The organism is Demequina lignilytica, assembly GCF_030418375.1.
GTDB lineage: Bacteria > Actinomycetota > Actinomycetes > Actinomycetales > Demequinaceae > Demequina > Demequina lignilytica.
This window is the reverse complement of the sequence record NZ_JAUHPZ010000002.1, coordinates 17,598-38,617: the sequence shown is the minus strand read 5'-3', so window position 1 is coordinate 38,617 and position 21,020 is coordinate 17,598. Positions and strand designations below refer to the sequence as shown.

At 73.6% G+C, this 21,020-nt stretch carries 22 protein-coding genes; 8 read left to right on the top strand and 14 right to left on the bottom strand.

Features of this window, described 5'->3' with window-relative positions:
• Positions 1 to 58 precede the first annotated feature (58 nt).
• From QQX13_RS03745 to QQX13_RS03735, 3 genes are read right to left on the bottom strand one after another with little or no spacing between them, the layout of a single operon-like run.
• Complete coding sequence (locus tag QQX13_RS03745; protein WP_301119461.1) at positions 59 to 610, bottom strand: NADH-quinone oxidoreductase subunit B; 552 nt, start codon at positions 608 to 610, stop codon at positions 59 to 61.
• Positions 611 to 613: 3 nt separating this feature from the next.
• Positions 614 to 973, bottom strand: coding sequence for an NADH-quinone oxidoreductase subunit A (locus tag QQX13_RS03740; protein WP_301119459.1), 360 nt, complete (start codon positions 971 to 973; stop codon positions 614 to 616).
• A 43-nt stretch (positions 974 to 1,016) separates the two neighbouring features.
• A complete protein-coding gene (locus QQX13_RS03735) occupies positions 1,017 to 2,312 on the bottom strand; it encodes a geranylgeranyl reductase family protein (protein WP_301119458.1) in 1,296 nt (431 codons plus the stop codon).
• Between the two features lie 103 nt (positions 2,313 to 2,415).
• On the opposite strand from QQX13_RS03735, the gene QQX13_RS03730 reads away from it, so the two are divergent.
• Together QQX13_RS03730 and QQX13_RS13820 are read left to right on the top strand one after the other, a co-directional pair.
• On the top strand, positions 2,416 to 3,705 hold the full coding sequence (locus QQX13_RS03730) for a D-arabinono-1,4-lactone oxidase (protein WP_301119456.1): 1,290 nt from the start codon (positions 2,416 to 2,418) through the stop codon (positions 3,703 to 3,705).
• Entirely contained in the window at positions 3,702 to 5,948 is a 2,247-nt protein-coding gene (locus QQX13_RS13820) for an isochorismate synthase (protein WP_367305453.1), read from the top strand. The genes QQX13_RS03730 and QQX13_RS13820 overlap by 4 nt, the downstream gene beginning before the upstream one ends.
• Positions 5,949 to 5,959: 11 nt before the next feature.
• Here QQX13_RS13820 and menD read toward each other — a convergent pair whose 3' ends face one another.
• Both menD and QQX13_RS03710 read right to left on the bottom strand, forming a co-directional pair.
• Positions 5,960 to 7,591: a 2-succinyl-5-enolpyruvyl-6-hydroxy-3-cyclohexene-1-carboxylic-acid synthase gene (gene menD, locus QQX13_RS03715; protein ID WP_301152567.1), complete on the bottom strand. Its 1,632-nt coding sequence runs from the start codon at positions 7,589 to 7,591 to the stop codon at positions 5,960 to 5,962.
• Entirely contained in the window at positions 7,588 to 8,475 is an 888-nt protein-coding gene (locus tag QQX13_RS03710; protein WP_301152566.1) for an o-succinylbenzoate synthase, read from the bottom strand. The genes menD and QQX13_RS03710 overlap by 4 nt, the downstream gene beginning before the upstream one ends.
• Before the next feature lie 55 nt (positions 8,476 to 8,530).
• Here QQX13_RS03710 and QQX13_RS03705 point away from each other — a divergent pair, with 55 nt between their 5' ends.
• Positions 8,531 to 9,460 carry a 1,4-dihydroxy-2-naphthoyl-CoA synthase gene (locus QQX13_RS03705; protein ID WP_301152564.1) on the top strand — a complete coding sequence of 310 codons (930 nt, stop codon included), beginning with the start codon at positions 8,531 to 8,533 and terminating at the stop codon, positions 9,458 to 9,460.
• A gap of 13 nt (positions 9,461 to 9,473) precedes the next feature.
• On the opposite strand, the gene QQX13_RS03700 is transcribed toward QQX13_RS03705, so the two are convergent.
• Positions 9,474 to 10,181 (bottom strand): SIR2 family NAD-dependent protein deacylase, encoded by a 708-nt coding sequence (locus QQX13_RS03700; RefSeq protein ID WP_301152563.1) that lies wholly within the window; start codon positions 10,179 to 10,181, stop codon positions 9,474 to 9,476.
• A gap of 4 nt (positions 10,182 to 10,185) precedes the next feature.
• On the bottom strand, positions 10,186 to 11,274 hold the full coding sequence (locus QQX13_RS03695) for a DUF3048 domain-containing protein (RefSeq protein WP_301152561.1): 1,089 nt from the start codon (positions 11,272 to 11,274) through the stop codon (positions 10,186 to 10,188).
• Between the two features lie 35 nt (positions 11,275 to 11,309).
• Here QQX13_RS03695 and QQX13_RS03690 point away from each other — a divergent pair, with 35 nt between their 5' ends.
• Positions 11,310 to 12,326 (top strand): AMP-binding protein, encoded by a 1,017-nt coding sequence (locus tag QQX13_RS03690; RefSeq protein ID WP_301119439.1) that lies wholly within the window; start codon positions 11,310 to 11,312, stop codon positions 12,324 to 12,326.
• Positions 12,323 to 13,192 (top strand): 1,4-dihydroxy-2-naphthoate polyprenyltransferase, encoded by an 870-nt coding sequence (locus QQX13_RS03685; protein WP_301119437.1) that lies wholly within the window; start codon positions 12,323 to 12,325, stop codon positions 13,190 to 13,192. Before QQX13_RS03690 ends, QQX13_RS03685 begins: the two co-directional genes overlap by 4 nt.
• Before the next feature lie 7 nt (positions 13,193 to 13,199).
• On the opposite strand, the gene QQX13_RS03680 is transcribed toward QQX13_RS03685, so the two are convergent.
• Positions 13,200 to 13,463 (bottom strand): DUF4229 domain-containing protein, encoded by a 264-nt coding sequence (locus QQX13_RS03680; protein WP_301119435.1) that lies wholly within the window; start codon positions 13,461 to 13,463, stop codon positions 13,200 to 13,202.
• Between the two features lie 32 nt (positions 13,464 to 13,495).
• On the opposite strand from QQX13_RS03680, the gene QQX13_RS03675 reads away from it, so the two are divergent.
• The 3 genes from QQX13_RS03675 to QQX13_RS03665 all read left to right on the top strand — a co-directional run bounded on the left by QQX13_RS03675 (position 13,496) and on the right by QQX13_RS03665 (position 15,389).
• Positions 13,496 to 13,789, top strand: a complete 294-nt coding sequence (locus QQX13_RS03675) for a PLD nuclease N-terminal domain-containing protein (RefSeq protein ID WP_301119433.1) — start codon at positions 13,496 to 13,498, stop codon at positions 13,787 to 13,789.
• A 66-nt stretch (positions 13,790 to 13,855) separates the two neighbouring features.
• Positions 13,856 to 14,329: a DUF4190 domain-containing protein gene (locus tag QQX13_RS03670; RefSeq protein WP_301119431.1), complete on the top strand. Its 474-nt coding sequence runs from the start codon at positions 13,856 to 13,858 to the stop codon at positions 14,327 to 14,329.
• Between the two features lie 64 nt (positions 14,330 to 14,393).
• Positions 14,394 to 15,389 carry a LacI family DNA-binding transcriptional regulator gene (locus QQX13_RS03665; RefSeq protein ID WP_301119429.1) on the top strand — a complete coding sequence of 332 codons (996 nt, stop codon included), beginning with the start codon at positions 14,394 to 14,396 and terminating at the stop codon, positions 15,387 to 15,389.
• Positions 15,390 to 15,409: 20 nt separating this feature from the next.
• Here the strand turns inward: QQX13_RS03665 and QQX13_RS03660 are convergent, their stop codons facing one another.
• Genes QQX13_RS03660 through QQX13_RS03635 form a run of 6 tightly spaced genes read right to left on the bottom strand, consistent with a single transcriptional unit; the run spans position 15,410 to position 21,010 of the window.
• Positions 15,410 to 16,531: a glycosyltransferase family 4 protein gene (locus tag QQX13_RS03660; protein WP_301119427.1), complete on the bottom strand. Its 1,122-nt coding sequence runs from the start codon at positions 16,529 to 16,531 to the stop codon at positions 15,410 to 15,412.
• Between the two features lie 4 nt (positions 16,532 to 16,535).
• Positions 16,536 to 17,504: a c-type cytochrome biogenesis protein CcsB gene (ccsB, locus tag QQX13_RS03655; protein WP_301119425.1), complete on the bottom strand. Its 969-nt coding sequence runs from the start codon at positions 17,502 to 17,504 to the stop codon at positions 16,536 to 16,538.
• Positions 17,501 to 19,075, bottom strand: a complete 1,575-nt coding sequence (gene resB / locus QQX13_RS03650) for a cytochrome c biogenesis protein ResB (protein WP_301119423.1) — start codon at positions 19,073 to 19,075, stop codon at positions 17,501 to 17,503. Before resB ends, ccsB begins: the two co-directional genes overlap by 4 nt.
• Before the next feature lie 8 nt (positions 19,076 to 19,083).
• Positions 19,084 to 19,833, bottom strand: coding sequence for a cytochrome c biogenesis CcdA family protein (locus tag QQX13_RS03645; RefSeq protein ID WP_301119421.1), 750 nt, complete (start codon positions 19,831 to 19,833; stop codon positions 19,084 to 19,086).
• Positions 19,833 to 20,396: a TlpA family protein disulfide reductase gene (locus tag QQX13_RS03640; protein WP_301119419.1), complete on the bottom strand. Its 564-nt coding sequence runs from the start codon at positions 20,394 to 20,396 to the stop codon at positions 19,833 to 19,835. The genes QQX13_RS03645 and QQX13_RS03640 overlap by 1 nt, the downstream gene beginning before the upstream one ends.
• Entirely contained in the window at positions 20,393 to 21,010 is a 618-nt protein-coding gene (locus QQX13_RS03635) for a histidine phosphatase family protein (RefSeq protein WP_301119417.1), read from the bottom strand. Before QQX13_RS03635 ends, QQX13_RS03640 begins: the two co-directional genes overlap by 4 nt.
• Positions 21,011 to 21,020: the final 10 nt, after the last annotated feature.

Below are 21,020 nucleotides of genomic sequence, written 5' to 3'. Positions count from 1 at the left end.
TCGCCGGGCTGGGGGCCGCCCTGCGGCGCGCCCGTGCCCGTGAGGTCCTGGGAGTCGCTCAACGCAGCAGCCCCTTCATGTCGGAGGTCGGCGTCGCGGCGAGCGCGGCGGCCTCGGCGGCGGCGGCGATCTCACGACGGTTGCGGCCCATCGGCGTGTTGCGGACCTGCTCCTGCAGCTCGAGCAGCGCATAGAGCAGCATCTCGGGACGGGGCGGGCAGCCGGGGAGGTAGATGTCCACCGGCACCAAGTGGTCCACGCCGGGCACGATCGCGTAGTTGTTGAACATGCCGCCCGAGGAGGCGCACACGCCCATCGAGATCACCCACTTGGGCTCGGCCATCTGGTCGTAGACCTGGCGGACGATCGGCGCCATCTTGTTGGACACGCGGCCCGCGACGATCATCATGTCGGCCTGGCGCGGCGAGCCGCGGAAGACCTCGGAGCCCATGCGCGAGATGTCGAAGCGGGGCGTGCCCGTCGCCATCATCTCGATCGCGCAGCACGCGAGGCCGAACGTCGCCGGCCACAGCGAGCCGGCACGCATGAAGCCGACGAAGTCCTCGACGGTGCCGAGGAGGAACGGAGGTGCGCTCTCTTCAATACCCATAAGTCAGTCCCACTCGAATCCGCCGCGGCGCCACTCGTACACGAACGGGATCGTGATGAGGGCGAGGAAGGTCATGATGGCGATCAGCCCGAACCACCCGAGCGCGCCGTGCGCGACCGCCCAGGGGTACAGGAAGACCACCTCGATGTCGAACACGATGAACGTCATCGCGACCAGGTAGTACTTGATCGGGATGCGACCGCCCCCGGCGGCGCCCGCGGTCGGCTGGAGGCCCGACTCGTACTTGTCGAGCTTCGCCGCGTTGGCGCGCTTGGGGCCGAGGATGGAGCTCACCACGAGGCCGGCCACGGCCAGCAGGCCGGCGATCACCATCATCACGATGATCGGCACGTACGGATTCACTGGGGGAGGTCCTTCCGTCGTCGTCGTCGATCTGCCGGCGTCGTCATGCGGCCGGAGCCGCCTTCACGATCGCCGCCAGCAGCTTGTCCGCCCAGTTCCCACCGCGCGGCTCGTAGACATCTGCGAGCAGTCTAGACGTGAACTCCATGACCAACGGACTAGGAAGTCCGTACCGCGTGCATACCTTCATCACCTCGGGGCGCTCGACCAGCGCGGCGAAGATGCGACCCAGGTTGTAGTAGCCGCCCAGGTCGTCCTTCATCATGCGCGCGTAGCTCGCGAGCGCCTTCTCCTCCTCGCGGGCGCCCGGGGCGTCCCGCCAGGCCACGGCGGCCTCGGTCGCGCGCCGCGCGGCCTGCATCGCGTAGGCGATGCCCTCGCCGTTGAACGGGTTGACCATGCCGCCGGAGTCGCCCACGAGCATCATGCCGGGCACGTAGTGCGGCTGGCGGTTGAAGGCCATCGGGATCGCGGCGCCCTTGATCTGCCCGACCTGCTCGCCGAGCTCCCAGTCCTGCGCCGCGTGGTCGAGCCAGTCGCGCAGCAGCGCGCGGTGGTCGAGCTTGGAGGGCGTGCCCTTCGCGCTGAGGGTGCCGAGGCCCACGTTGGCGGTGCCGTCGCCGAGGGGGAAGATCCACCCGTAGCCGGGCAGGAGGTTCGACCGCCCGCGCTCGCCGTCCCAGATCTCGAGGTGGCCCTCCATCCACTCCTCGTCGTGACGCGGCGTGGTGAAGTAGGTGCGCACGGCGACACCCATCGGGCGGTTCTCCTTGCGCTCGAGCCCCATGCCGAGCGCGATGCGGGCGCTCACGCCGTCCGCGGCGATCACCAGCGGGGCCCGGAACTCGACCGGATCGCCGATCTTGCGGCCGCGCGCATCGGTCTGCCGCGCGACCACCCCGACCACACGACCGCCGCCGGCGTGACCCGCCTGACGCTCGTCGCGCAGCGCGGACTCCACGTACCAGCCCTCGCGCACGTCCGCGCCCGCGGCACGCGCGTGCTCCGCGAGGCGCTGGTCGAACTGCGCGCGCGGGAGGGACAGCCCGTAGTTCGGGAACTCCTCCAGGTCGTGCCACGGGAACTCCAGCCGGTGGCCGCCGCCCACCATGCGCAGGCCGTGGTTGGGGATCCACCCCTCCTCGCGCGGGGTCGGCAGCCCGATCAGCTGCAGCTCGCGGACCGCGCGGGGCGTGAGCCCGTCGCCGCAGACCTTCTCGCGGGGGTAGTGGGACTTCTCCAGCGCGATGACGTCGAAGCCCTCGGCCGCGAGGTAGCGCGCCGCCGCGGCCCCACCCGGACCCGCTCCGATCACGATGACGTCTGCCTCAGTACGCACCCGACAACTGTAGTCAGCCTTCGAGGGTGCCCGTGGCATGGACGATGCGGGACTCGCGGGCGTCCTCTTCCTGGCGGCGGGCGTCGGTTGCTACGTTGCAATCATGAGGGACGCTGGGACGACGTGGGCAGGCACGCACCGGTTCGGCGCGCTCGGCGTCGTGGAGGCGTCCACGGTCGCCCAGGTGCAGGAGGCGGTGCGCGCGGCACCGGGGCGTGTCAAGGCGCTCGGCACCCGCCACAGCTTCAACGACATCGCGGACACCGACGGCACGCTCGTCACGGTGACCGGGATCGGCGGCACCCCCTTCATCGACGTCACCGACCCGTCGCACCCGACGGTCACGACGCCCGCGGGGATCCGGTACGGGGTCCTGGGCAGATGGCTCCAGGAGCGCGGCTGGGCGTTGCACAACACGGGCTCGCTCCCCCACATCTCCCTCGCCGGCGCCACCGCGACCGGCACCCACGGCTCGGGCGTGCTCAACGGCTGCCAGTCGACGGCGCTGAGCCGGATCGAGTTCGTCGACGCCGCGGGCGACCTGTGCACGATCCGGCACATGCATCCCGAGTTCCCCGCGGTGGCGGTCGGGGTCGGTGCCTTCGGGATCATCACCGAGCTGTCGCTGACCGTCCAGCCCACCTACGACGTGCGTCAGGACGTCTACGTCGGCCTGCCGTGGGAGGTGCTGCTCGAGCATGCGCGCGACGTGCTCGCCGACGCGTACTCCGTGTCGATCTTCACCACCTGGACCGAGGACACGGTGCAGCAGATCTGGCGCAAGAGCGGCGTGCGCGCCGGAGCCGAGCCGCCCGACGAGTGGTGGGGCGCGACGCGGCAGGCGGTGGGCGACACCCGCCTGGTCGACGGCGACCCCGGCGCGCTGACGCCCCACGGGATCCCCGGACCGTGGATCGACCGGCTCCCCCACTTCCGGCTCACGCACACGCCGTCCAACGGCGAGGAGATCCAGACCGAGTACTTCGTGCCCATGGAGGCCGCGGGAGACGCGCTCGCCGCAGTGCGCGCGCTGGGCGACCGCATCGTCCCGCACCTGCTCGTGTCCGAGCTGCGCGCGGTCGCCGCGGACGACCTATGGCTGTCCGGCGCCTACGGACGCGAGACCCTCGCGATCCACTTCACATGGGCGCCTCACCCCGAGCCCGTGCGTGCGCTGCTCCCGGAGATCGAGCGGGCGCTGGCCCCGTTCGACGCCCGCCCGCACTGGGGCAAGTGGCACGCGTTCGACGGCGCGGCGATCGCCCGGGTGACGCCACGGCTCGCCGACGCGAAGGCGGTGTTCGAGACGCTCGACCCCGCCGGACGGTTCGTCAACGACTACCTCACACGACTGGGGATCCGCGAGCCCCGTGCCCCTAGGCTGGACGGGTGAGCATCGCCGCAGCCGCCCCCGGCCCCCTGACCGTCCGCACCGTCGAGATCGAGGACCCGGGCGATCTGATCGCGGCGCTGCCCGAGGCCGGCCTGTCGTGGGTGCGTCGCGGCGAGGGCATGGTCGCCTGGGGCGAGGCCGCGCGGTTCGAGGCCGGCGGCGCGGACCGCATGAACGCCGCCCAGGCATGGTGGCGCCTGCTCACCCGGCACGCGACCGTCCAGGACGACGTCCGGACGCGCGGCACCGGCCTGGTCGCCTTCGGCTCCTTCTCCTTCGCCGACGACTCCGGGGCGGGCGGCACGCTGATCGTCCCCCGCTACCTCATGGGTCGGCGCGACGGTCGCGCCTGGTTCACCGTCATCGCCCACGACCCGGAGGCAGCCGTCCTGCTCGAGGCGGCGACCGCGGGAAGGACGGCACCGAGCGAGCACGGCGCCGTGGCCGCGCAGCCCGCCGACCGTCAGGGCTGGGACGATGCGGTCGAGGCCGCCGTCGCCCGCATCCGCGAGGGCGCGCTCGAGAAGGTGGTGCTCGCCCGTGCCGTCGACGCTCGCGCCGAGCGCCCGATCGACGTCCGCACCGTGCTGAGCAGGCTCGCGGACGAGTATCCGATGTGCTGGGCCTTCCACGTCGACGGGCTCATCGGGGCGACGCCCGAGCTGCTCGCCCGGGTCGACCACGGCCTGGTGACGTCACGCGTGCTCGCCGGCACCATCCGGATGACCGGCGATGACGCGGCCGACCTGGCCCGCGCCGGTGCGCTCGCCCGCTCCTCGAAGGACCGTGAGGAGCACGAGTACGCCGCGCGCTCCGTCACCCAGGTGCTGGGGGCCCATTGCGCGTCGGTGAACGTGCCCGACGAGCCGTTCGTGCTGCACCTGCCCAACGTCATGCACCTCGCGACCGATGTCACCGGCGTGCTGTCGCACAACGTGGCGGCGCTCGAGCTGGTGGCGGAGCTGCACCCCAGCGCCGCCGTGTGCGGCACCCCGACCGTCGCGGCCGCCGCCGTGATCGACGAGCTGGAACCGCTCGACCGCGGCAGGTACGCGGGCCCGGTCGGATGGATCGACGCCGCCGGCGACGGCGAGTGGTGCATCGGCCTGAGGTCGGCGCAGCTGTCCGCGGAGGACCCTCGCGACGTGCGCCTCTACGCCGGCTGCGGGATCGTCGCGGCCAGCGAGCCCGAGTCGGAATGGGCCGAGTCCGAGGCGAAGCTCGAGCCGATGCGCAAGGCGCTGGGGATCGAGCCGGAGCCGGAGCCCGAGCCGGAGCCCGAGGCTGAACCCGAGCCGGAGCCCGAGCCCGAGCCCGAGCCGGAGCCGGAGCCCGAGCCCGAGCCGGAGCCCGCCCCGAAGCCGAAGCGTCGGTCGCGAGCCAAGGCCAAGGCACCGGAGCCCGAGCCCGAGCCTCAGCCGCAACCCGAGCCCGAGCCCGAGGCCGAGGCCGAGGCCGAGCCGACCCCCGAGCCGGAGCAGGCACCCGCATCGTCCGCCGCCCCTGTCGCACGCTTCGACTACACGGGCGAGGTCGACTTCCCGGAGCTGCAGGTCGACCCGGCCGAGGTGGGGGAGATCCCCACCTTCGCCTCGACCCGCACGGCCGAGACTCCGGTCAAGGCGGCGAGCGCGAGCTGGGACGCGGCCGACTGGGAGGAGCGCTACGCGTCCCGTTCGGCCGTGTGGAGCGCGCAGCCCAACGTCCAGCTCATGACGGAGGCGGCCATGCTCGAGCCGGGCCGCGCGCTCGACGCCGGCTGCGGCGAGGGCGCGGACGCCGTGTGGCTCGCCTCGCAGGGGTGGACCGTGACCGCGGTCGACATCTCCGAGACCGCGATCAGCCGGGGCCGCCAGCACGCCATCAGCGAGGCGATCGCCGGCAAGGTCGACTGGCGCGTCGGTGACGCGACCGGACCCTCGATGGAGGCGCGCGCCTACGACCTGGTGACGGCGCACTTCGCGCACCCGCAGGCGGGTATCGCCTCGCTGGTCCGGACCCTGGGCCGGCTGGTCGCGCCGGGCGGCCTGCTGCTGGTCGTGGGCCACGACCCGCGCGACGCCCACGTTCAGGAGCACCCCCGTCTCAGCCACACCGCCTTCCGGGCGGAGGATGCGGCGCTGGGTCTCGACCCCGCGATGTGGGAGATCGAGGTCGCCGAGGTCCGCGAGCGTGCAGCCACGCTCGACGGGCACGAGACGACGCGCCTCGACGCGGTGCTGAGGGCTCGTCGGATCGACTGACCTGGCGGCGCCTACAGGCGGGCCTCGATCACCTCGAGCCCGGTCAGGGGCGCCGCGAGCGCGGCCGCGAGCTCGTCGCGCGCACCGACCCGGCGGTGCGGAACGCGGTAGCCCGCGCACAGCGCCCCGAGATCGGCGCCGTGGGGCGTGAGGAAGACGCGTTCGACCGCATCCGGGTCGCCGCCGGCGTGCTCGAGGGTCGAGAACAACGTGCCGCCGCCGTCGTTCACGACGACGATCCGTAGCTCCGGACGTTCCTCGAGAGGCCCGACGAGCAGCCCGCCGGCATCGTGAAGGAAGGTCACGTCGCCCATGAGCGCGAGCACCGGCCGCCCCGACCCGAGCGCGACGCCCGCGGCGGTGGACACGGTCCCGTCGATGCCCGCCAGGCCGCGGTTCGCGAGCACCGTGGGCGCTCCGCCCGCGCGCGCCGCCGGCATCACGCGGTCCAGCGCGCGCACCGGTCCCGAGGAGCCGACCACGCCGAGCATCCCGCCCCGCCACGCGGCGGCGACCTCGGCGGCGACCACCCGGGGACCCCACCCCTCGGGCGACGGCGTGTCGCCGGCGGCCGCACGCCACGAGGCGAGCCAGTCCGGATCGGCGGCGTCGGACCTGCCCCACCACGCGGCGGGCACCCGCGCGAGCACGCGGTCAGCGTGATGCGGGGCCTCGCGCCAGCGCGCCCCGAAGCCCGCGACGTGCAGGGAGGGTGCCCTCGCGATCAGCGCCTGCACGGGGCGCGAGAGGGTCGGCCGCCCGACGACCACCACCAGGTGCGTCCGACGCACGAGCTCCTCGCCCCGCGGGGAGGTCAGCAGCCGCACGTAGTCGGGGATGGCGGCGCGGCCGGCGCGGGCGCCCGACGTCGGCTCGGCGAGCAGGGGCCAGCCGTGCGCCTCGGCGACCCGGCGCGCGACATCGCCCGCGCCGTCCCCCGCCACCACGACGCCGCGCGCGACGGCGGGCAGCGGCTCTCCCCCGTCGGGACGGGGCTCGGGGCGGGCGGGTGCGGCGGGCACCCCGGGCCACACGCCCCCATCGGGGCCGAGCGGGTCGCGGAAGGAGAGGTTGAGGTGGACGGGGCCGGGCGCTCCCGACATGTCGTCCCGTGAGGGATCGCCGAGGGCGCGGGCGACCGCCGTCGCGGCGAGACGCGCCGCGCGGGGGACCTGGTCGCCGTCGGCCGGGGCGGGCTCGTCCGTCGACCACTGCACGAAGCCGCCGAAGATGCCCGGCTGCGTCGTCGTCTGGTTGGCTCCCACCCCGCGCAGCTCCTCGGGCCGGTCCGCCGTGAGCAGGAGCAGCGGCACCCCGGCGTGATGCGCCTCCATGACCGCCGGGAGCAGGTTCCCGACCGCGGTGCCGGAGGTGGTCACCAGGGCGACCGGGCGCGCCGTCCCGGTCGTCGCCCGTCCGCGTGCGACGCCGAGCGCCAGGAAGCCCGCGGTGCGCTCGTCGATGCGGACGTGCAGCCGCACCCGCGGTGCGCCGAGCGGGGGGTTGCCCGAACCAGCCTCCGCGAGCGCGTGCGCGAGGGGACCCGAGCGCGACCCCGGGCTCAGGACGTAGTCCTCGACGCCGTGCTCCGTGAGCGCGGCGACGAGCGCGCGGGCGAACGCCGCCGACGGGTGCTCGGTCACACGATCACGTCCAGCGTGACCGGGCCGATCACACCGTCGTGGGGCACGATCGGCTTCCGGACGGTGTCGGTCGCGAGCAGCTCCGACGTGCCCAGCCCGCAGGCGTAGGGGAGCTCGGGCAGCGCGCGGGCGAGCGCGACGCCCGCGAGCAGACCCACCGAGGACTCCATCGCCGACGAGACCACCACGGGGACGTCGTACCGGTCGACCACGTCGAGGCAGGCCTGGACGCCGCCCATCGGGGCGACCTTGAGCACCAGGATGTCGGCCGCGCCCAGCCGCATCACCGCATCGGCGTCGCCCGGGATCCGCACGGACTCGTCTGCAGCGACCGGCACATGCGTGCGCCGGCGCACCTCCGCGAGATCCTCGACGCGCATGCAGGGCTGCTCGACGTACTCGAGGCCGGGGCCGCCGCCCGCCCGGGCCGCGGCGTCGAGCTCCCGGAGCGCCTTCACCGCCGTGTCGACGTCCCACGCACCGTTGGCGTCCACCCGCACCCGGCCCTCGGGGCCCAGGGCGATCGCGACGGCCTCGACGCGTCGCGCGTCGTCGATGATCCGCATCGTGCCGGCGACCTTGACCTTCGCGGTGGTGCAGCCGCCGGCCTTCGCCAGCTGGGCGGCCCGACCGGACGGGAGCTCCGGGACGATGCTGTTGACCGGCACCGTGTCGCGCACCGGCTCCGGCCACTCGCCGCGTGCCGCCTCCGTGGCGGCGGCCCACCAGCGCGACGCGCGCTCCGGGGTGTAGTCGGGGAACGGGGAGTACTCGCCCCAGGCGTCCCTGCCGTCGGGCCCGCGGCCCCTGATCAGGACGCCGTGGCGCTCGGTGACGCCGCGGAAGCGCGTCGCGAGCTGGACGCGGAAGGGCCGGAACTCCATGGGGCCAGCCTAGGGCGGCCCGGTCCCCCCGGTCCCCGCGGCTACGCTCGAGCACATGAGCGACATCCCGGCGCAGGTCTCCGACCTGATGGACCCCGCGCGGTGGCGCGCGATCGACGGCTTCCCCGACGCGGACATCACGTATCACCGGTGGGTCGCGCGCGGCCCCGAGGGCGAGCGTGACCTGCCGGCCGTGCGCATCGGCTTCAACCGCCCCGAGGTGCGCAACGCGTTCCGCCCGCAGACCGTCGACGAGCTCTATCGAGCCGTCGACCACGCCCGCCAGACGGTGGACGTGGCGGCGATCATCCTCACGGGCAACGGTCCCGCGGCGGACGGGGTGCACGCGTTCTGCTCGGGCGGAGACCAGCGCATCCGCGGCAAGGACGGCTACCTCTACGAGGGCAGCGCCCAGGACGCCCCGGCCTACGGCGGCCGGCTCCACATCCTCGAGGTGCAGCGCCTGATGCGCACGTCGCCGAAGGTGACCATCGCCGCGGTGAACGGCTGGGCCGCGGGAGGCGGGCACTCGCTCCACGTGGTGAGCGACCTGTCGATCGCGTCGCGCGAGCACGCACGGTTCAAGCAGACCGACGCCAACGTCGGGAGCTTCGACGCGGGCTACGGCTCGGCCCTGCTGGCCCGCCAGGTGGGCGACAAGCGCGCTCGGGAGATCTTCTTCCTGGCCCGTGAGTACTCGGCCGACGACGCGGAGCGGTGGGGCGCCGTGAACGAGTCGGTTCCGCACGGGGAGCTCGAGACGCGCGCGCTCGACTACGCCCGGATCATCGCGACCAAGTCGCCCCAGGCGATCCGGATGCTGAAGTTCGCGTTCAACCTCGCCGACGACGGCCTCGCGGGCCAGCAGGTGTTCGCCGGGGAGGCGACCCGCATGGCCTACATGACCGACGAGGCGCAGGAGGGCCGCGACGCCTTCCTCGAGCGCCGGGACCCGGACTGGACCCGCTTCCCGTACGCGTTCTGAGAGCGGGCGGCGCTCAGCCGCCGAGCTCCTCGACGAGCGCCGGCACCGCCTGGTCGATCGGCTCCCGGATCACCCGCGCGGCCTGGGCGTCGTACGCGGTCGGCGAGGCGTTGACGATCACGAGCTCCGCGCCCGCCCGCACCGCCGTGCCGGCCAGCGCCGCCACCGGGTAGACCTGCAGCGTGGTGCCGACCGCCACGAACAGGTCGCAGGTCCGGGCGGCACGGTCCGCCCGCTCGAGGTCGGCCTCGGACAGCGCCTCCCCGAAGTACACGATGTCGGGCTTGAGGATCCCGCCGCAGCCGTCGCACCGGGGGTCGGGCTCCGAGGCGAGGCGCGCGACCACCGTCGCGGTGACGTACGTCTCCCCGCACGTCAGGCAGGACGTGGTCACCAGCGTGCCATGCAGCTCGACGACGTCCGACGCGGCCGTCCCCGCCGCCTGGTGCAGGCCGTCGAAGTTCTGGGTCAGGACGGCCAGCCCCGGTACGGACGCGAGCGCCCGGTGCGCCGCCGACGGTGCGGCTGTCCACGCGGGGTGCGCGGCCCAGTCCCGCCAGCCCTCGACGCGCGCGTCCCGGTCGGCCACGAACACGTCGATGTCGAGCAGCCGGACCTTCTCCGGCGACCGGGTCCACAGGCCGCCGGGACCGCGGAAGTCCGGGATCCCGGTCGAGGTGGAGATCCCGGCGCCGGTGAGGACGGCGACGGAGGGCGTCATGGCCTCAGGAGATGTCGATCGACGTCGGGTGGCCGACGCCCTTGTTCGGGATCAGCTCGAACCAGGTCTGTCCCGGCATCAGCGCGACCGGGTCGCCGGCCTCCGTGGTCAGCACGAACGGCTCGTACTGCCCCGCCTTGCTCCACTCGATCGGGATCATGCGGTCGCCCGACACGACGTACCCTGCACCGCTCCGACCGGCGACGAGCGTCTCCGGCACCGAGGTCTTCGCGTTCCCCGACGTGTACTCCACGCTCACCCACAGCATGACGACGTTGGTCGCCGAGAGCTGCACCCCCGCCATGGTGACGTGCGGCGACGACCCCTCGGAGCGCAACCACAGCTCCTCCGAGGCATCCCACCGCCAGGACGGGTTCGAGTAGCTCGACATGTGGATCTGGATGCTGCTCGCGTCGCTGCCCTCGACCTGCGCGGTGGCGGTCTCCTCCGGGTACGCGATGGCCCACTGCTCGGGCGGCGTCGTCATGTCGTCATCCGCCTGCTCGAGGATCTTGTCCAGGTAGGCGTGGAGGTTGTGCGGCGCCCGTCGGCCGCTGGTGCGATAGAAGCCGTAGGACCCGATGTCCTGGGTGATGACCTGCTGCCCCGAGTTCACGGTCGCGGTGACGAACCGGTTCTGCGCGCCCGAGAACACGAGCGGCCCCGCGAACGATCCCATGATGTTGCGGTCCATCGGCCGCATCGACCGCACCGGCCCGACGGAGTCCGGCATCTGCGAGTGGTAGACGGCGATGAGCCGCGAGATGCCGGCCTCGACGTACTCCTCGAACACCACGTCGGCCTGGTCGAGGTTCTCCTGCGGGCGCGCGGCGGCGCTGTTCTCGATCTTGATCGACAGCGCGGGCCTCGCCAGCTCCGCGGCGGACGCGTCCGACGCGTCGAGGCCGGTGAGCGGCCAGATCACCTCGGGGCGCGGGTCCTCGGGCGCCGCCGGAAGCGTGGGGGTCGCGGAGGCCGGAGCGACCGAGACGGTCGCCTGGGGCGAGGAGTCCGTGGTGGCGGGGGCGCAGGCGGCGAGGCCCACCAGGGCCAGCGCGGCCGCGACCGCGGAGGTCACGCGGGTGGGTCTCATGCGGTGAAGTGTAGGCGTCGCCGTAGGGTGATCCGGTGATCTTCGCCCACCTGTCGCCCGATCCCCTCGCCGCGGTCGACGCCGCCCTCGCGGGCGCCGCCGACGGGATCGCGGTCCGGACCTCGGGATCGACCGGCGCCCCACGCGTGGTGCAGGTGCCGGCCGCGGCGATGCGCGCGTCGGCGGCGGCGACCGCCGCGCGCCTCGGGGAGGCCGGATGGCTGCTCGCGATCCCCGCGGACCGGATCGGCGGCGCGATGGTCGTGGCCCGCGCCCGGCTCGCGGACGCCCCGCTGTCGACCCTCCCTCCCGGCCGCTTCACGGCGGACGCCTTCGCCGCCGCCGCATTGTCCCTCCCCGACGGGCCCCACCACGTCTCCCTGGTGCCCACCCAGCTGCGCCGGCTGCTCGCCGAGCCCGCCGGGCGCGAGGCGCTCGCACGGTTCGAGGCGGTGCTCGTCGGCGGCGCCGCGCTGCCCGACGCGGACCTGCCGCCCGGCGTGGTCTCGACCTACGGGATGTCGGAGACGTCGGGCGGCTGCGTGTACGACGGCCGCCCGCTCGACGGCGTGGAGGTCGCGATCGGGCCGGACGGCCGCATCCGCATCGCCGGCCCCACGCTCGCCGCGGGCTACGCCGACGGGGACGATGCGGCGTTCGAGACGGTCGAGGGGCGGCGATGGTTCGTCACCTCGGACCTGGGCGAGCTGCGGGACGGGGCGCTCACCGTGCTCGGCCGCGCCGACCACGTGATCAACACAGGCGGCGTCAAGGTCCATCCGCTGCCGGTCGAGCGCGCCCTCGAGGCGGTGCCCGGGGTCGAGGCCTGCGCGGTGGTCGGGGTCCCGGACGCCCAGTGGGGCGAGAGGGTGGTCGCGGTGCTCGCCGGCGCGGTGGACGATGCGGCCCTGGCGTCCGCGATCTCGGCGCTGCCCGGGCCGTCACGCCCGCGACGCATCGTCCGCGTCGGGGAGGTGCCGCGCACCGCCGGTGGGAAGATTGACCGGGCGGCCGCGCGTTCCCTCGCCGCCCCACAGGAGGAGATTCGATGACCACCACCGCCGACTGGATCGCCGGCGCACGCCCCCGCACCCTGTGGACCGGAGCCGTGCCCGTGCTGGTCGGCAGCGCGTCCGCGTCCGCCATCGGCGGTTTCCGACCGCTGCTCGCGCTCATCGCGCTCGGCGTCGCGCTTGCGCTCCAGATCGGGTCGAACTACGCCAACGACTACGCGGACGGCATCCGCGGCACCGACGTGGACCGGATCGGCCCCGAGCGGCTCGTGGCCTCGGGCAAGGCGCTGCCACGCTCGGTGAAGAACGCCGCGTACGCATCGCTCGCGCTCGGGGCCGTGCTCGGACTGCTGCTGGTGTGGCTGTCGGGTCAGTGGTGGCTGCTGGCGGTGGGCGCCGTCGCGGTGATCGCGGCGTGGACCTACACGGGATCGTCCCGCCCCTACGGCTACGCCGGGTGGGGAGAGGTGAGCGTGTTCATCTTCTTCGGGCCGGTCGCCGTGCTGGGCACGATGTACACGCAGGCCGGCACCGTCACGTGGTGGGCCGTCGCGGCCTCCGCCGGCGTCGGCATGTTCTCCGTCGCCCTGCTGCTCGTGAACAACATCCGTGACCTCGCCACCGACGCCCTCGCGGGCAAGCGCACGCTGGCGGTCAAGCTGGGCGAGTTCCGGGCACGCCGCCTGTTCGCGGCCGTGGTGACGCTCCCGATCGTGTGCGCCGTGCTCGTCGCCTTCGTGCACCCGTTCGCGCTCGGCGCGACCTTCATCGCCCTGCCCGCGCTGTTCATCGCGCTCGGGATGCGGATGGGCGCCGAGGGCGCGAACTTCAGGGTGATGTTCGCGGGGATCTCCGGCGTCGGCCTCGCCTACGGCCTGCTGCTCGCCGTGGGCATCGCGATCTGAGCCCCGGTCAGGGGCGCGTCGGTCCGTTCTCGATCTCCGCGTCCTCCTCCGCGGCGGCGGCCCTGATGCCGCGCTCGGAGCGGGTGATCCAGCCGTCCATCTGGGCGGCGGCTCCGGCCTTGAGCCCGGGCAGCGCGAGGTAGGAGACCAGCCACGCGACCACGAAGGCGGCCACGAAGACGAGAAGGTCGCGCCAGCCGACCAGCCACAGGATCCCCAGCACCGCGAGGAAGATGCCGGTGCGCGCGGCCCAGTAGGCGAGAACTCTCATGCCCACCACGGTACCCGGCGTAGGCTTGGGGGATGTTCGTGCGCGTGGTCCTCCCCCTGCTGTACCTCGGCCTCGTGGTCTACGCGCTGTCGGACATGCTCCAGCGCCAGGAGAAGCGGCCGTACGGCTTCGCCAAGTGGGCGTGGACGCTCGCGATCGTGCTCCTCCCCTACCTGGGCGCGATCCTCTGGATCCTCGCGGCGCGCACGGGCCCCTCCACCCCTCCGGCGACCCGGCGCGAGCCCGTGGCGCCCGACGACGACCCGGAGTACCTGGCCTGGCTCCGCGAGCAGTCCAAGCGCAAGCGCGGCAGCAGCGGCGCCTGACCGCCCCCGGGACGTGCGATCGGCGCTGATAGTCTCGCCGCACCAGCGCACCTGAGGGGACCGATCATGACCTACGGCCAGACGCCGCCCGACCCGTTCGCCGCCGAGCCCCAGGGGCAGCCGACGCCCCCTCCGTACGTCCCGCCGGCCCACCAGGACACCCGCGGCTACGCGCAGCCGTCTCCCGCGCCCGCGTACGGCCAGCCCTCCTACCCGGCACCGCAGTACGGCGCCCCCGCATTCCCCACGTTCGGCCCGCGCGGGGACGAGAAGAACTGGATGGGGATCGTCTCCCTGGTCGCGAGCATCGCGGCGTTCTTCGTCGCCCCGTTCGTCGGCTCCGTCGCGGCGGTCGTGTTCGGCCATCTGGGGCTCGGCGCGGTCCGGCGGGGCGAGGCGCGCAATCGCGGCCTGGCCCTGTGGGGGACCATCCTCGGCTACGTCGGGATCGGCATCACGGTGATCGTCGTCATCGCGTACATCGCGCTGTTCGCCTTCGCGGTGCAGGAGGGCGGCTTCTCGGGCTCGATCGACGCCTGACGCGCCGCGGCACCCGGGCCCTGCGGCCCGCATCGTCCCTGCTGAGCGGACGTATCCTGCGGTGATGGACACGTCACCCAGGGTCACGCTCGCCGACGTCGCGCACCGTGCGGGCGTCTCGGTCGCCACCGTGTCGAAGGTGGTGAACGGGCGCTACGGGGTCTCGCGGGCGACCGTCGCGCGCGTGCACGGGGCCATCGAGGAGCTGGGCTACGACGCCGGGCTCGCGACGGTGCGTGCACGAGGGCCACGCACCCGCGCGGTCGCCGTGCTCGCGCCGCAGTTCGACGCGTACGTCGCGGAGCTGCTCAAGGGGGTCGCCGCCGCCCTCGCGGATGCCGGCTACGGCCTGCACCTCCACGTCGGGGGCCCCGACCACGGCTGGGAGCGCAAGTCGTTGTCGACCCTCGCAGGGGTGCTCGCCGACGGCGCCGTGATCATCGGCCCGACCGTGGTCAACGCGAGCACGCGCATCCCGACCGTCGCGCTCGACCCGCACTACCGCTTCACGCCGCGTCCGACCGTGGCCGCGGACGCGGACGCCGGGATCCGGCTCGCGACGCGCCACCTCATCGACCTGGGTCACCGGCGCATCGGCTTCCTCGCGGGACGCCATGATCTCGACTCGTCGCGGCGGGCGGAGGAGGCGTTCCGCGAGACCCTCGAGGCCGCCGGGATCTCCTGCGATCAGGACCTCATCGCGGAGGCGGAGGGTCTGCCCGAGCGTGCCGCCCACGCGGCCGAGGCGATGCTCGCGTTCGAGCAGCCGCCGACCGCGGTGGTGTCGGCCTCCGACGGGATGGCGGTCGCGTTCATGGAGACCGCGCTCGACGCGGGGCTGGCCGTTCCGGACGACCTGTCGATCATCGGCTACGGCGGCGTGCCCGAGGCCTGCACGGCCCCGGTCCCCCTCACCACCGTGCGCCAGCCGCTGCACGAGATGGGTGTCGAGGTGGTGCGGATGCTGCTCGAGCGGCTCGCGGGACGGGAGCCGGCCGAGCCGCACGTGATCATGCCCGTCGAGCTCGAGGAGCGCGCCTCGACCGCTCCGCCTCGCTGAGGCGTGAGCCGGCGCGCCGCTCAGACCGCGTACAGCTCCAGCACCTGCGCGCCGACGCGCTCGACATCGAACTGGCGCACGTGCGCCGCCTGCTCCGCGTGGATCTCGCTTCGCAGCGACGCGTCGGCGATGAGCCGTCGCAGCGCATCGGCGAACGCCGGGGTGTCGCGCGCGTCCACGCTCACCTCGGGGCGGTCGCCGATCACGGAGAGGTAGCCGGGGTTCGCCCCAGCGAGGACCACGCCGGCCCCGGCCGCCATGGCCTCGACCAGCACGATCCCGAAGCTCTCGCCTCCCGTCGCCGGGAACACCGCGATGTCCGCGTCGGCGTAGAACGCCGCCTTGTCCTCCTCGGCGACGAAGCCGAGCATCGCGACCCGGTCGATCCCGGCGGCATGGATCGCGGCCTCGAGATCCCCGAACAGCGGGCCCTTGCCGCCGATCCGCACCTCGATCCCCTGTCGCTCCTCCTCGGTGAGGGCGTCGAGCGCGTGGATCAGCTCGAGCACGCCCTTGCGCTCGACCAGCCGCCCCAGGAACGCGATCACCAGACGCCCATCGGCGCCGGGACGCCGGGACGATGCCGCGGCCGCGGCCGCGAACCCCGTCACGTCCACCGGGCACGGGATCACCCGTGCGTCGATGCCGAAGGTCCGGCGCGCGAAGTCCGCCGCCGGCGCCGACACCGCGCAGAACGCGTCGAACTTGCGCAGGTTGGCCCGCAGCGCGCGCCCGAGGGCATGGGTGCCCCACTCGGAGATCTTCGAGTCCGGGAGGATGTGGAAGGTGCCGACGATCCGCACCGAGCGGGCCTGGAGCCGTCGCGCCTCGTCGACCACGCGGGCGGCGAACAGGGGCGAGTGCGGGGTCTGCACGTGGATGACGTCGTAGCGCTCGGCGTCGAGCAGCGCGCGGATCCGCGCGCGGGACGTCGGGAGCGGGATGCGCAGGCCGTTGCCGTTGAAGGTCACCCCGACGTTGCGCGCGAGCGAGTGCACGGTGACATCCGTCCGCGACGACGACGAGCTCAGGTAGTGCACGGTGTGGCCCGCCCGGGCGAGGAACGCGCCCAGCGTGAGCACGTACTGCTGGACCCCGTCGGGACGGTCGATCGAGTCGTCGAGGACCAGCGCGATCTTCACAGGCTCAGGATCCCGCGTACGTGTGAAGGCCCTGGAAGAACAGGTTCACCACGGTGAAGTTCGCGATGAGGGCGGCATAGCCCGCGATCGCGAGCCAGGCGCTGCGGCGCCCCGCCCAGCCCTGCGTGGTGCGCGCGTGCAGGTACGCGGCGTAGAGGACCCAGATCACGAAGGACCAGACCTCCTTGGGGTCCCAGCCCCAGTATCGGCCCCAGGCGTGCTCGGCCCAGATCGCGCCGGCCATGACCGTGAACGTCCAGAGCACGAATCCGACGGCGTTGAGCCGGAAGGACAGCGCCTCGAGGCTCGCGGCGCTCGGCACCGCCTCGAGGAAGCGGAGCCGGCGGCCCGTCCAGCGGGTGCCGCTGTCGCGGGAGTCGCGCATCAGCTGGAGGACGGAGGCGATGAAGCTCACGGTCAGGAGGCCGGTCACCAGCACCGCGATGGAGACGTGGATCACCAGCCAGTAGCTCTGCAGCGCCGGCGGCAGGGTGTCCGCGTCCTTGTACAGCACGGTCATCGCGAGCCCGAGCGCGACGGTGGCGATGCCGGTGACGCCCGCGCCGAGGAACGCGACATCGCGCCGGCGCTGGATCACCAGGAACGCGGCGACCGCGAAGAACGACCCGGAGATCGTGTACTCGTACATGTTCGACCACGGCACGTGTCCGGCGTCGATGCCGCGGGCCACGAGGCCCACGGCGTGGAGCAGCGCGCCGACCATCGTCGTCGAGCGGGCGATGCCCGCCGCCTTGGACGCGCGGGACGGACGGGACGATGCGGCGGCCTCGGTCGCGGCGGACGGCTCGGCGGGCGAGGCCCCGCCGACGGCGACGGCCTCGCGGTCCGCGGCGCGGGCCGCGACCTTGTCGTCGGCCACGCGCGCGAGGCGGATCGCGTGCGCGACCATCGCGATCGCGTACAGCGTCGTCGCGCCCCACAGCGTCATGATGCTGAGCTCGGTGACGTTCATTCTGGCTCCCTCTCCCCGGTCGCGGCACGTGACGCCCGCTCCCGCACCGCCTGCACCCCCGCATCGTGCGCGGGCGCGAGGGCGGCGACGGTGACCACTGTAGTTCCGTCCTCCTCGCGCGCCACCACCCAGACCTTGCGACGGGGCGCGAACAGCGACACGGACAGGCCCAGCAGCGTGAGGATCGCGGCGGTCAGCAGGTACGGCAGCGACGGGTCGGCCCGCAGGTCCAGCGCGACGAACCGCGGCAGCGACTCGAAGGTGACGGTGCCGAGCCCGCCGGGGATGTCGACCGTCTCGCCCAGGTTGACGCGCAGCAGCGCGGGCTGGCCGTCGTCGCCCCGCACGGGGCTGAGCTGGGACTGGTCCAGCCGGTAGACGTTCTGCGGGATCCCCGTGTCGAGGCCCAGGTCGCCGACGTACGCGAGCAGGTCGATCACCGGGTTGGTCGGATCGGGGTGGATCGACGCCACCGCGAACGGACCCTCGAGGAAGGTGGGGTACAGGGTGGCGGTAAAGCCGAGCTGCTCGCCCGTCGACACGTCGGGGGCCTTGATGACGCCGGTCGACGTGTAGACCGCGTCCTGCGGCAGGAAGGGCACCGGGCCGGAGAACGCGATCTCGCCCGCGGCGTCCCGGACGGTGATGACAGGCGCGTAGCCGTTGCCCTGGAGGTAGACCTTCGCGCCGTCGACCTCGAGCGGGTGGTTGACGCTGATGGTCTCCTCCACCGGCTCCCCGCCGGGCTCCGTGAAGGTGACGTTCGCCTGGAAGTGCAGCGGGCGAGCGGTGTCCGAGAACTCGGCGTCGAACGAGTCGAGGCGGATGGTGAAGGGGTCGAGGGACGCCGGGTCGAAGAGCCGTCCCGAGTCGAACGTGTCGTACGCGACCACCGCGTTGGTGAAGGACCGCCCCTCGACCACGATCGCCTGGCCGCGGTACGTGAAGAGGGTGCCGTACGCCATCGCGACGAGCAGCAGCACCAGCGAGGCGTGGAAGACCAGGTTGCCCAGCTCGCGGATGTGGCCCGTCTCGGCCGCGAGCGCGACGGTGCCGTCGTCGCGGCGATCGACGCGGACCCGGGAGCCCGTCAGCGCCCCGAGCCGGCCCGCGCGCGGGCGAAGGGCCGCGCGGGCGGCCTCGACCGCATCATCCGCCGTCAGGGGGGACGATGCGTCCACGGGCTCGTACCGGCTCAGGCGCGACGGCGCGGGCGCCACGGGGCGCCGGAGCTCCCGGTAGTGCAGGATCGCGCGCGGAGTGATGCACCCGATGAGCGACGCGAACAGCAGCACGTAGATGGCCGTGAACCACGCCGAGCCGAACACGTCGAGGAAGCCGGTGGCGTCGAGCAGCGGGCCCCAGAACGCATGGTCGGCGACGAACTGCGCCGTCGCGGCGGCGTCCTGCGGCCATTGCGGCAGCACCGAGCCGGGGATGGAGGCGAGCGCGAGCACCAGGAGCAGGATCAGCGCGACGCGCATGCTGGTGACCTGACGCCAGATCCAGCGCAGCCAGCCCCGGAAACCGAGCCGAGGAGCCTCGGGGACCACGTAGTTGTCGAGCTTCATGCGCGCCATCAGATGGCCACCCAGAATCCGTCGATCCAGCCCTGCAGCATCGCGGTGAGGCGGTCCCACAGGCCCGTCACCAGCAGCACGCCCAGCACGATCAGCATCGCGCCGCCGATGCGCATCAGCGCGAGCCGGTGGCGGCGCAGCCAGCCCAGCACCTTGCCCGAGCGCTCGAACAGCGCGGCGAGCAGGATGAACGGCAGACCCAGGCCGACGCAGTAGGCGATCGCGAGCACCGCGCCGCGCCCCTGGGTCGCCTCCGACAGGCCGAGCGCGTACACGGCTGCGAGCGTGGGCCCCAGGCACGGCGTCCAGCCCAGGCCGAACGCGATGCCCAGCACGGGGGCGCCGGCGAGACCCGCCCGCGGGCTGACGTGGAGGCGGCGCTCGTTCTGGAGGAACGGCACGGCTCCCATGAAGGCGAAGCCGAGCAGGATGATCACCACGCCGAGCACCCGCGTGATGACGGTCATGTACGGCGCGAGGGCGACCCCGAGCGAGGACGCGAGGAAGCCGAAGGCGATGAAGACGGCGGAGAAGCCGAGCACGAAGAGCGCGGCGCCGATCACGAGCCTGGGTCGGGACGCCCTGCCGGTGCCGCCGGTGCCGGCCATGCCGGACACGTAGCCGAGGTAGCCGGGCACCAGCGGCACCACGCACGGCGACGCGAAGCTCACCAGCCCGGCGAGGATCGCGACCGGGATCGCGAGCAGCATCGAGCCGCTGAGGGCGACGCCCGCGAGCTCCGACCCCATCAGGCGCCCTCGGCCAGGGCGTCCTCGATGAGCGCGCTCAGCGTCGACGGGTCGGCGCGGCCCACGATCCGGGCGTAGAGGCGGCCGTCGGGGTCCAGCACGAGCGTGGTGGGGACGGCGTTCATGGCGACCACGCCCTGGAGGGCCGCGGTGGCGGCGCCGTCCGCGTCGTCGATGCTCGGGAACTCGACGCCGAAGGTGCGGTCGAACGCCTCCACCGTCGGCGCATCGTCCCGGCCGTTGACGCCGACGATCTGGACGTCGTCGCGCGCGTCGAGCGCGACGAGGTCGGGGGCCTCCGCACGGCACGGCGGGCAGGAGGCGTACCAGGTGTTGACCAGGACGACCTGCCCGCGGAAGTCCGCGACGTCGACGGCCTCGCCCGCGAACGACGTGCCCGCGAGATCGAGCGCGTCGCCCTGGTCGGCGAGCACGGTGACGGTGCCGTCGCCCGAGACGTAGCCGGGCGACTGGGCGGCGTCGGGGCCGGCGCAGCTGGCGAGAGTGATGACGAGCGCGACCACCACCGCGATGAGGATCGCGATGCGCGCGGCCGGCCTCACCGCGGGACCTCGATGTGAGCCGCGGGCGTGGCGTAGCCGACGAAGCGGGGGCGTCCGTCCTCCACCTCGAAGGAGGTGAGCGAGCACAGCGCGCACTCGCGGGAGCGCGGGTCGTGCAGGAACGAGCGGCCCTCGGCGTCGCAGCGGGCCACCCAGATCGGGAGCTGGTGGCTGACGATCACGGTGTCGCCGTCGGGGTTGTCGGCGGCCGCGTCGGCGATCGCGGCGCGCATCCGTGCGGCCTGCTCGACGTAGGGCTCGCCCCAGGACGGCCGCCACGGGTTCCGCAGCCGCCACCAGTGCTTGGGGTGGAGGAAGTCGATCGGGCGCGGGATGGGCTCGCCCTGGTACTGGTTGCCCGCCTCGATCACGCGCTCGTCGGTGACGATCTCGAGGCCGAAGGCTGCCGCCACCGGCGCCGCGGTCTGCTGCGCGCGCAGCAGCGGCGAGGCGACGATGCGGGTGACGGGGGTGCCGGTCGCGACCAGGTGGTCGGCGGCGGCGCGCGCCATCGCCTCGCCCGTGTCCGACAGGCGGAACTCGGGGAGGCGGCCGTAGAGGACCTTGTCGGGGTTGTGGACGTGGCCGTGCCGTAGCACGTGGACCCGGGGCATCGTGTCTCCC

Excerpts from the sequence above, each read along its gene's own strand:
- QQX13_RS03745 (WP_301119461.1), bottom strand. The coding sequence starts at position 610 with ATGGGTATTGAAGAGAGCGCACCTCCGTTCCTCCTCGGCACCGTCGAG.
- QQX13_RS03730 (WP_301119456.1), top strand. The coding sequence starts at position 2,416 with ATGAGGGACGCTGGGACGACGTGGGCAGGCACGCACCGGTTCGGCGCG.
- QQX13_RS03710 (WP_301152566.1), bottom strand. The coding sequence starts at position 8,475 with ATGGAGTTCCGGCCCTTCCGCGTCCAGCTCGCGACGCGCTTCCGCGGC.
- QQX13_RS03705 (WP_301152564.1), top strand. The coding sequence starts at position 8,531 with ATGAGCGACATCCCGGCGCAGGTCTCCGACCTGATGGACCCCGCGCGG.
- QQX13_RS03700 (WP_301152563.1), bottom strand. The coding sequence starts at position 10,181 with ATGACGCCCTCCGTCGCCGTCCTCACCGGCGCCGGGATCTCCACCTCG.
- QQX13_RS03695 (WP_301152561.1), bottom strand. The coding sequence starts at position 11,274 with ATGAGACCCACCCGCGTGACCTCCGCGGTCGCGGCCGCGCTGGCCCTG.
- QQX13_RS03685 (WP_301119437.1), top strand. The coding sequence starts at position 12,323 with ATGACCACCACCGCCGACTGGATCGCCGGCGCACGCCCCCGCACCCTG.
- QQX13_RS03680 (WP_301119435.1), bottom strand. The coding sequence starts at position 13,463 with ATGAGAGTTCTCGCCTACTGGGCCGCGCGCACCGGCATCTTCCTCGCG.
- QQX13_RS03675 (WP_301119433.1), top strand. The coding sequence starts at position 13,496 with ATGTTCGTGCGCGTGGTCCTCCCCCTGCTGTACCTCGGCCTCGTGGTC.
- QQX13_RS03670 (WP_301119431.1), top strand. The coding sequence starts at position 13,856 with ATGACCTACGGCCAGACGCCGCCCGACCCGTTCGCCGCCGAGCCCCAG.
- QQX13_RS03665 (WP_301119429.1), top strand. The coding sequence starts at position 14,394 with ATGGACACGTCACCCAGGGTCACGCTCGCCGACGTCGCGCACCGTGCG.
- ccsB (WP_301119425.1), bottom strand. The coding sequence starts at position 17,504 with ATGAACGTCACCGAGCTCAGCATCATGACGCTGTGGGGCGCGACGACG.
- resB (WP_301119423.1), bottom strand. The coding sequence starts at position 19,075 with ATGAAGCTCGACAACTACGTGGTCCCCGAGGCTCCTCGGCTCGGTTTC.
- QQX13_RS03645 (WP_301119421.1), bottom strand. The coding sequence starts at position 19,833 with ATGGGGTCGGAGCTCGCGGGCGTCGCCCTCAGCGGCTCGATGCTGCTC.
- QQX13_RS03635 (WP_301119417.1), bottom strand. The coding sequence starts at position 21,010 with ATGCCCCGGGTCCACGTGCTACGGCACGGCCACGTCCACAACCCCGAC.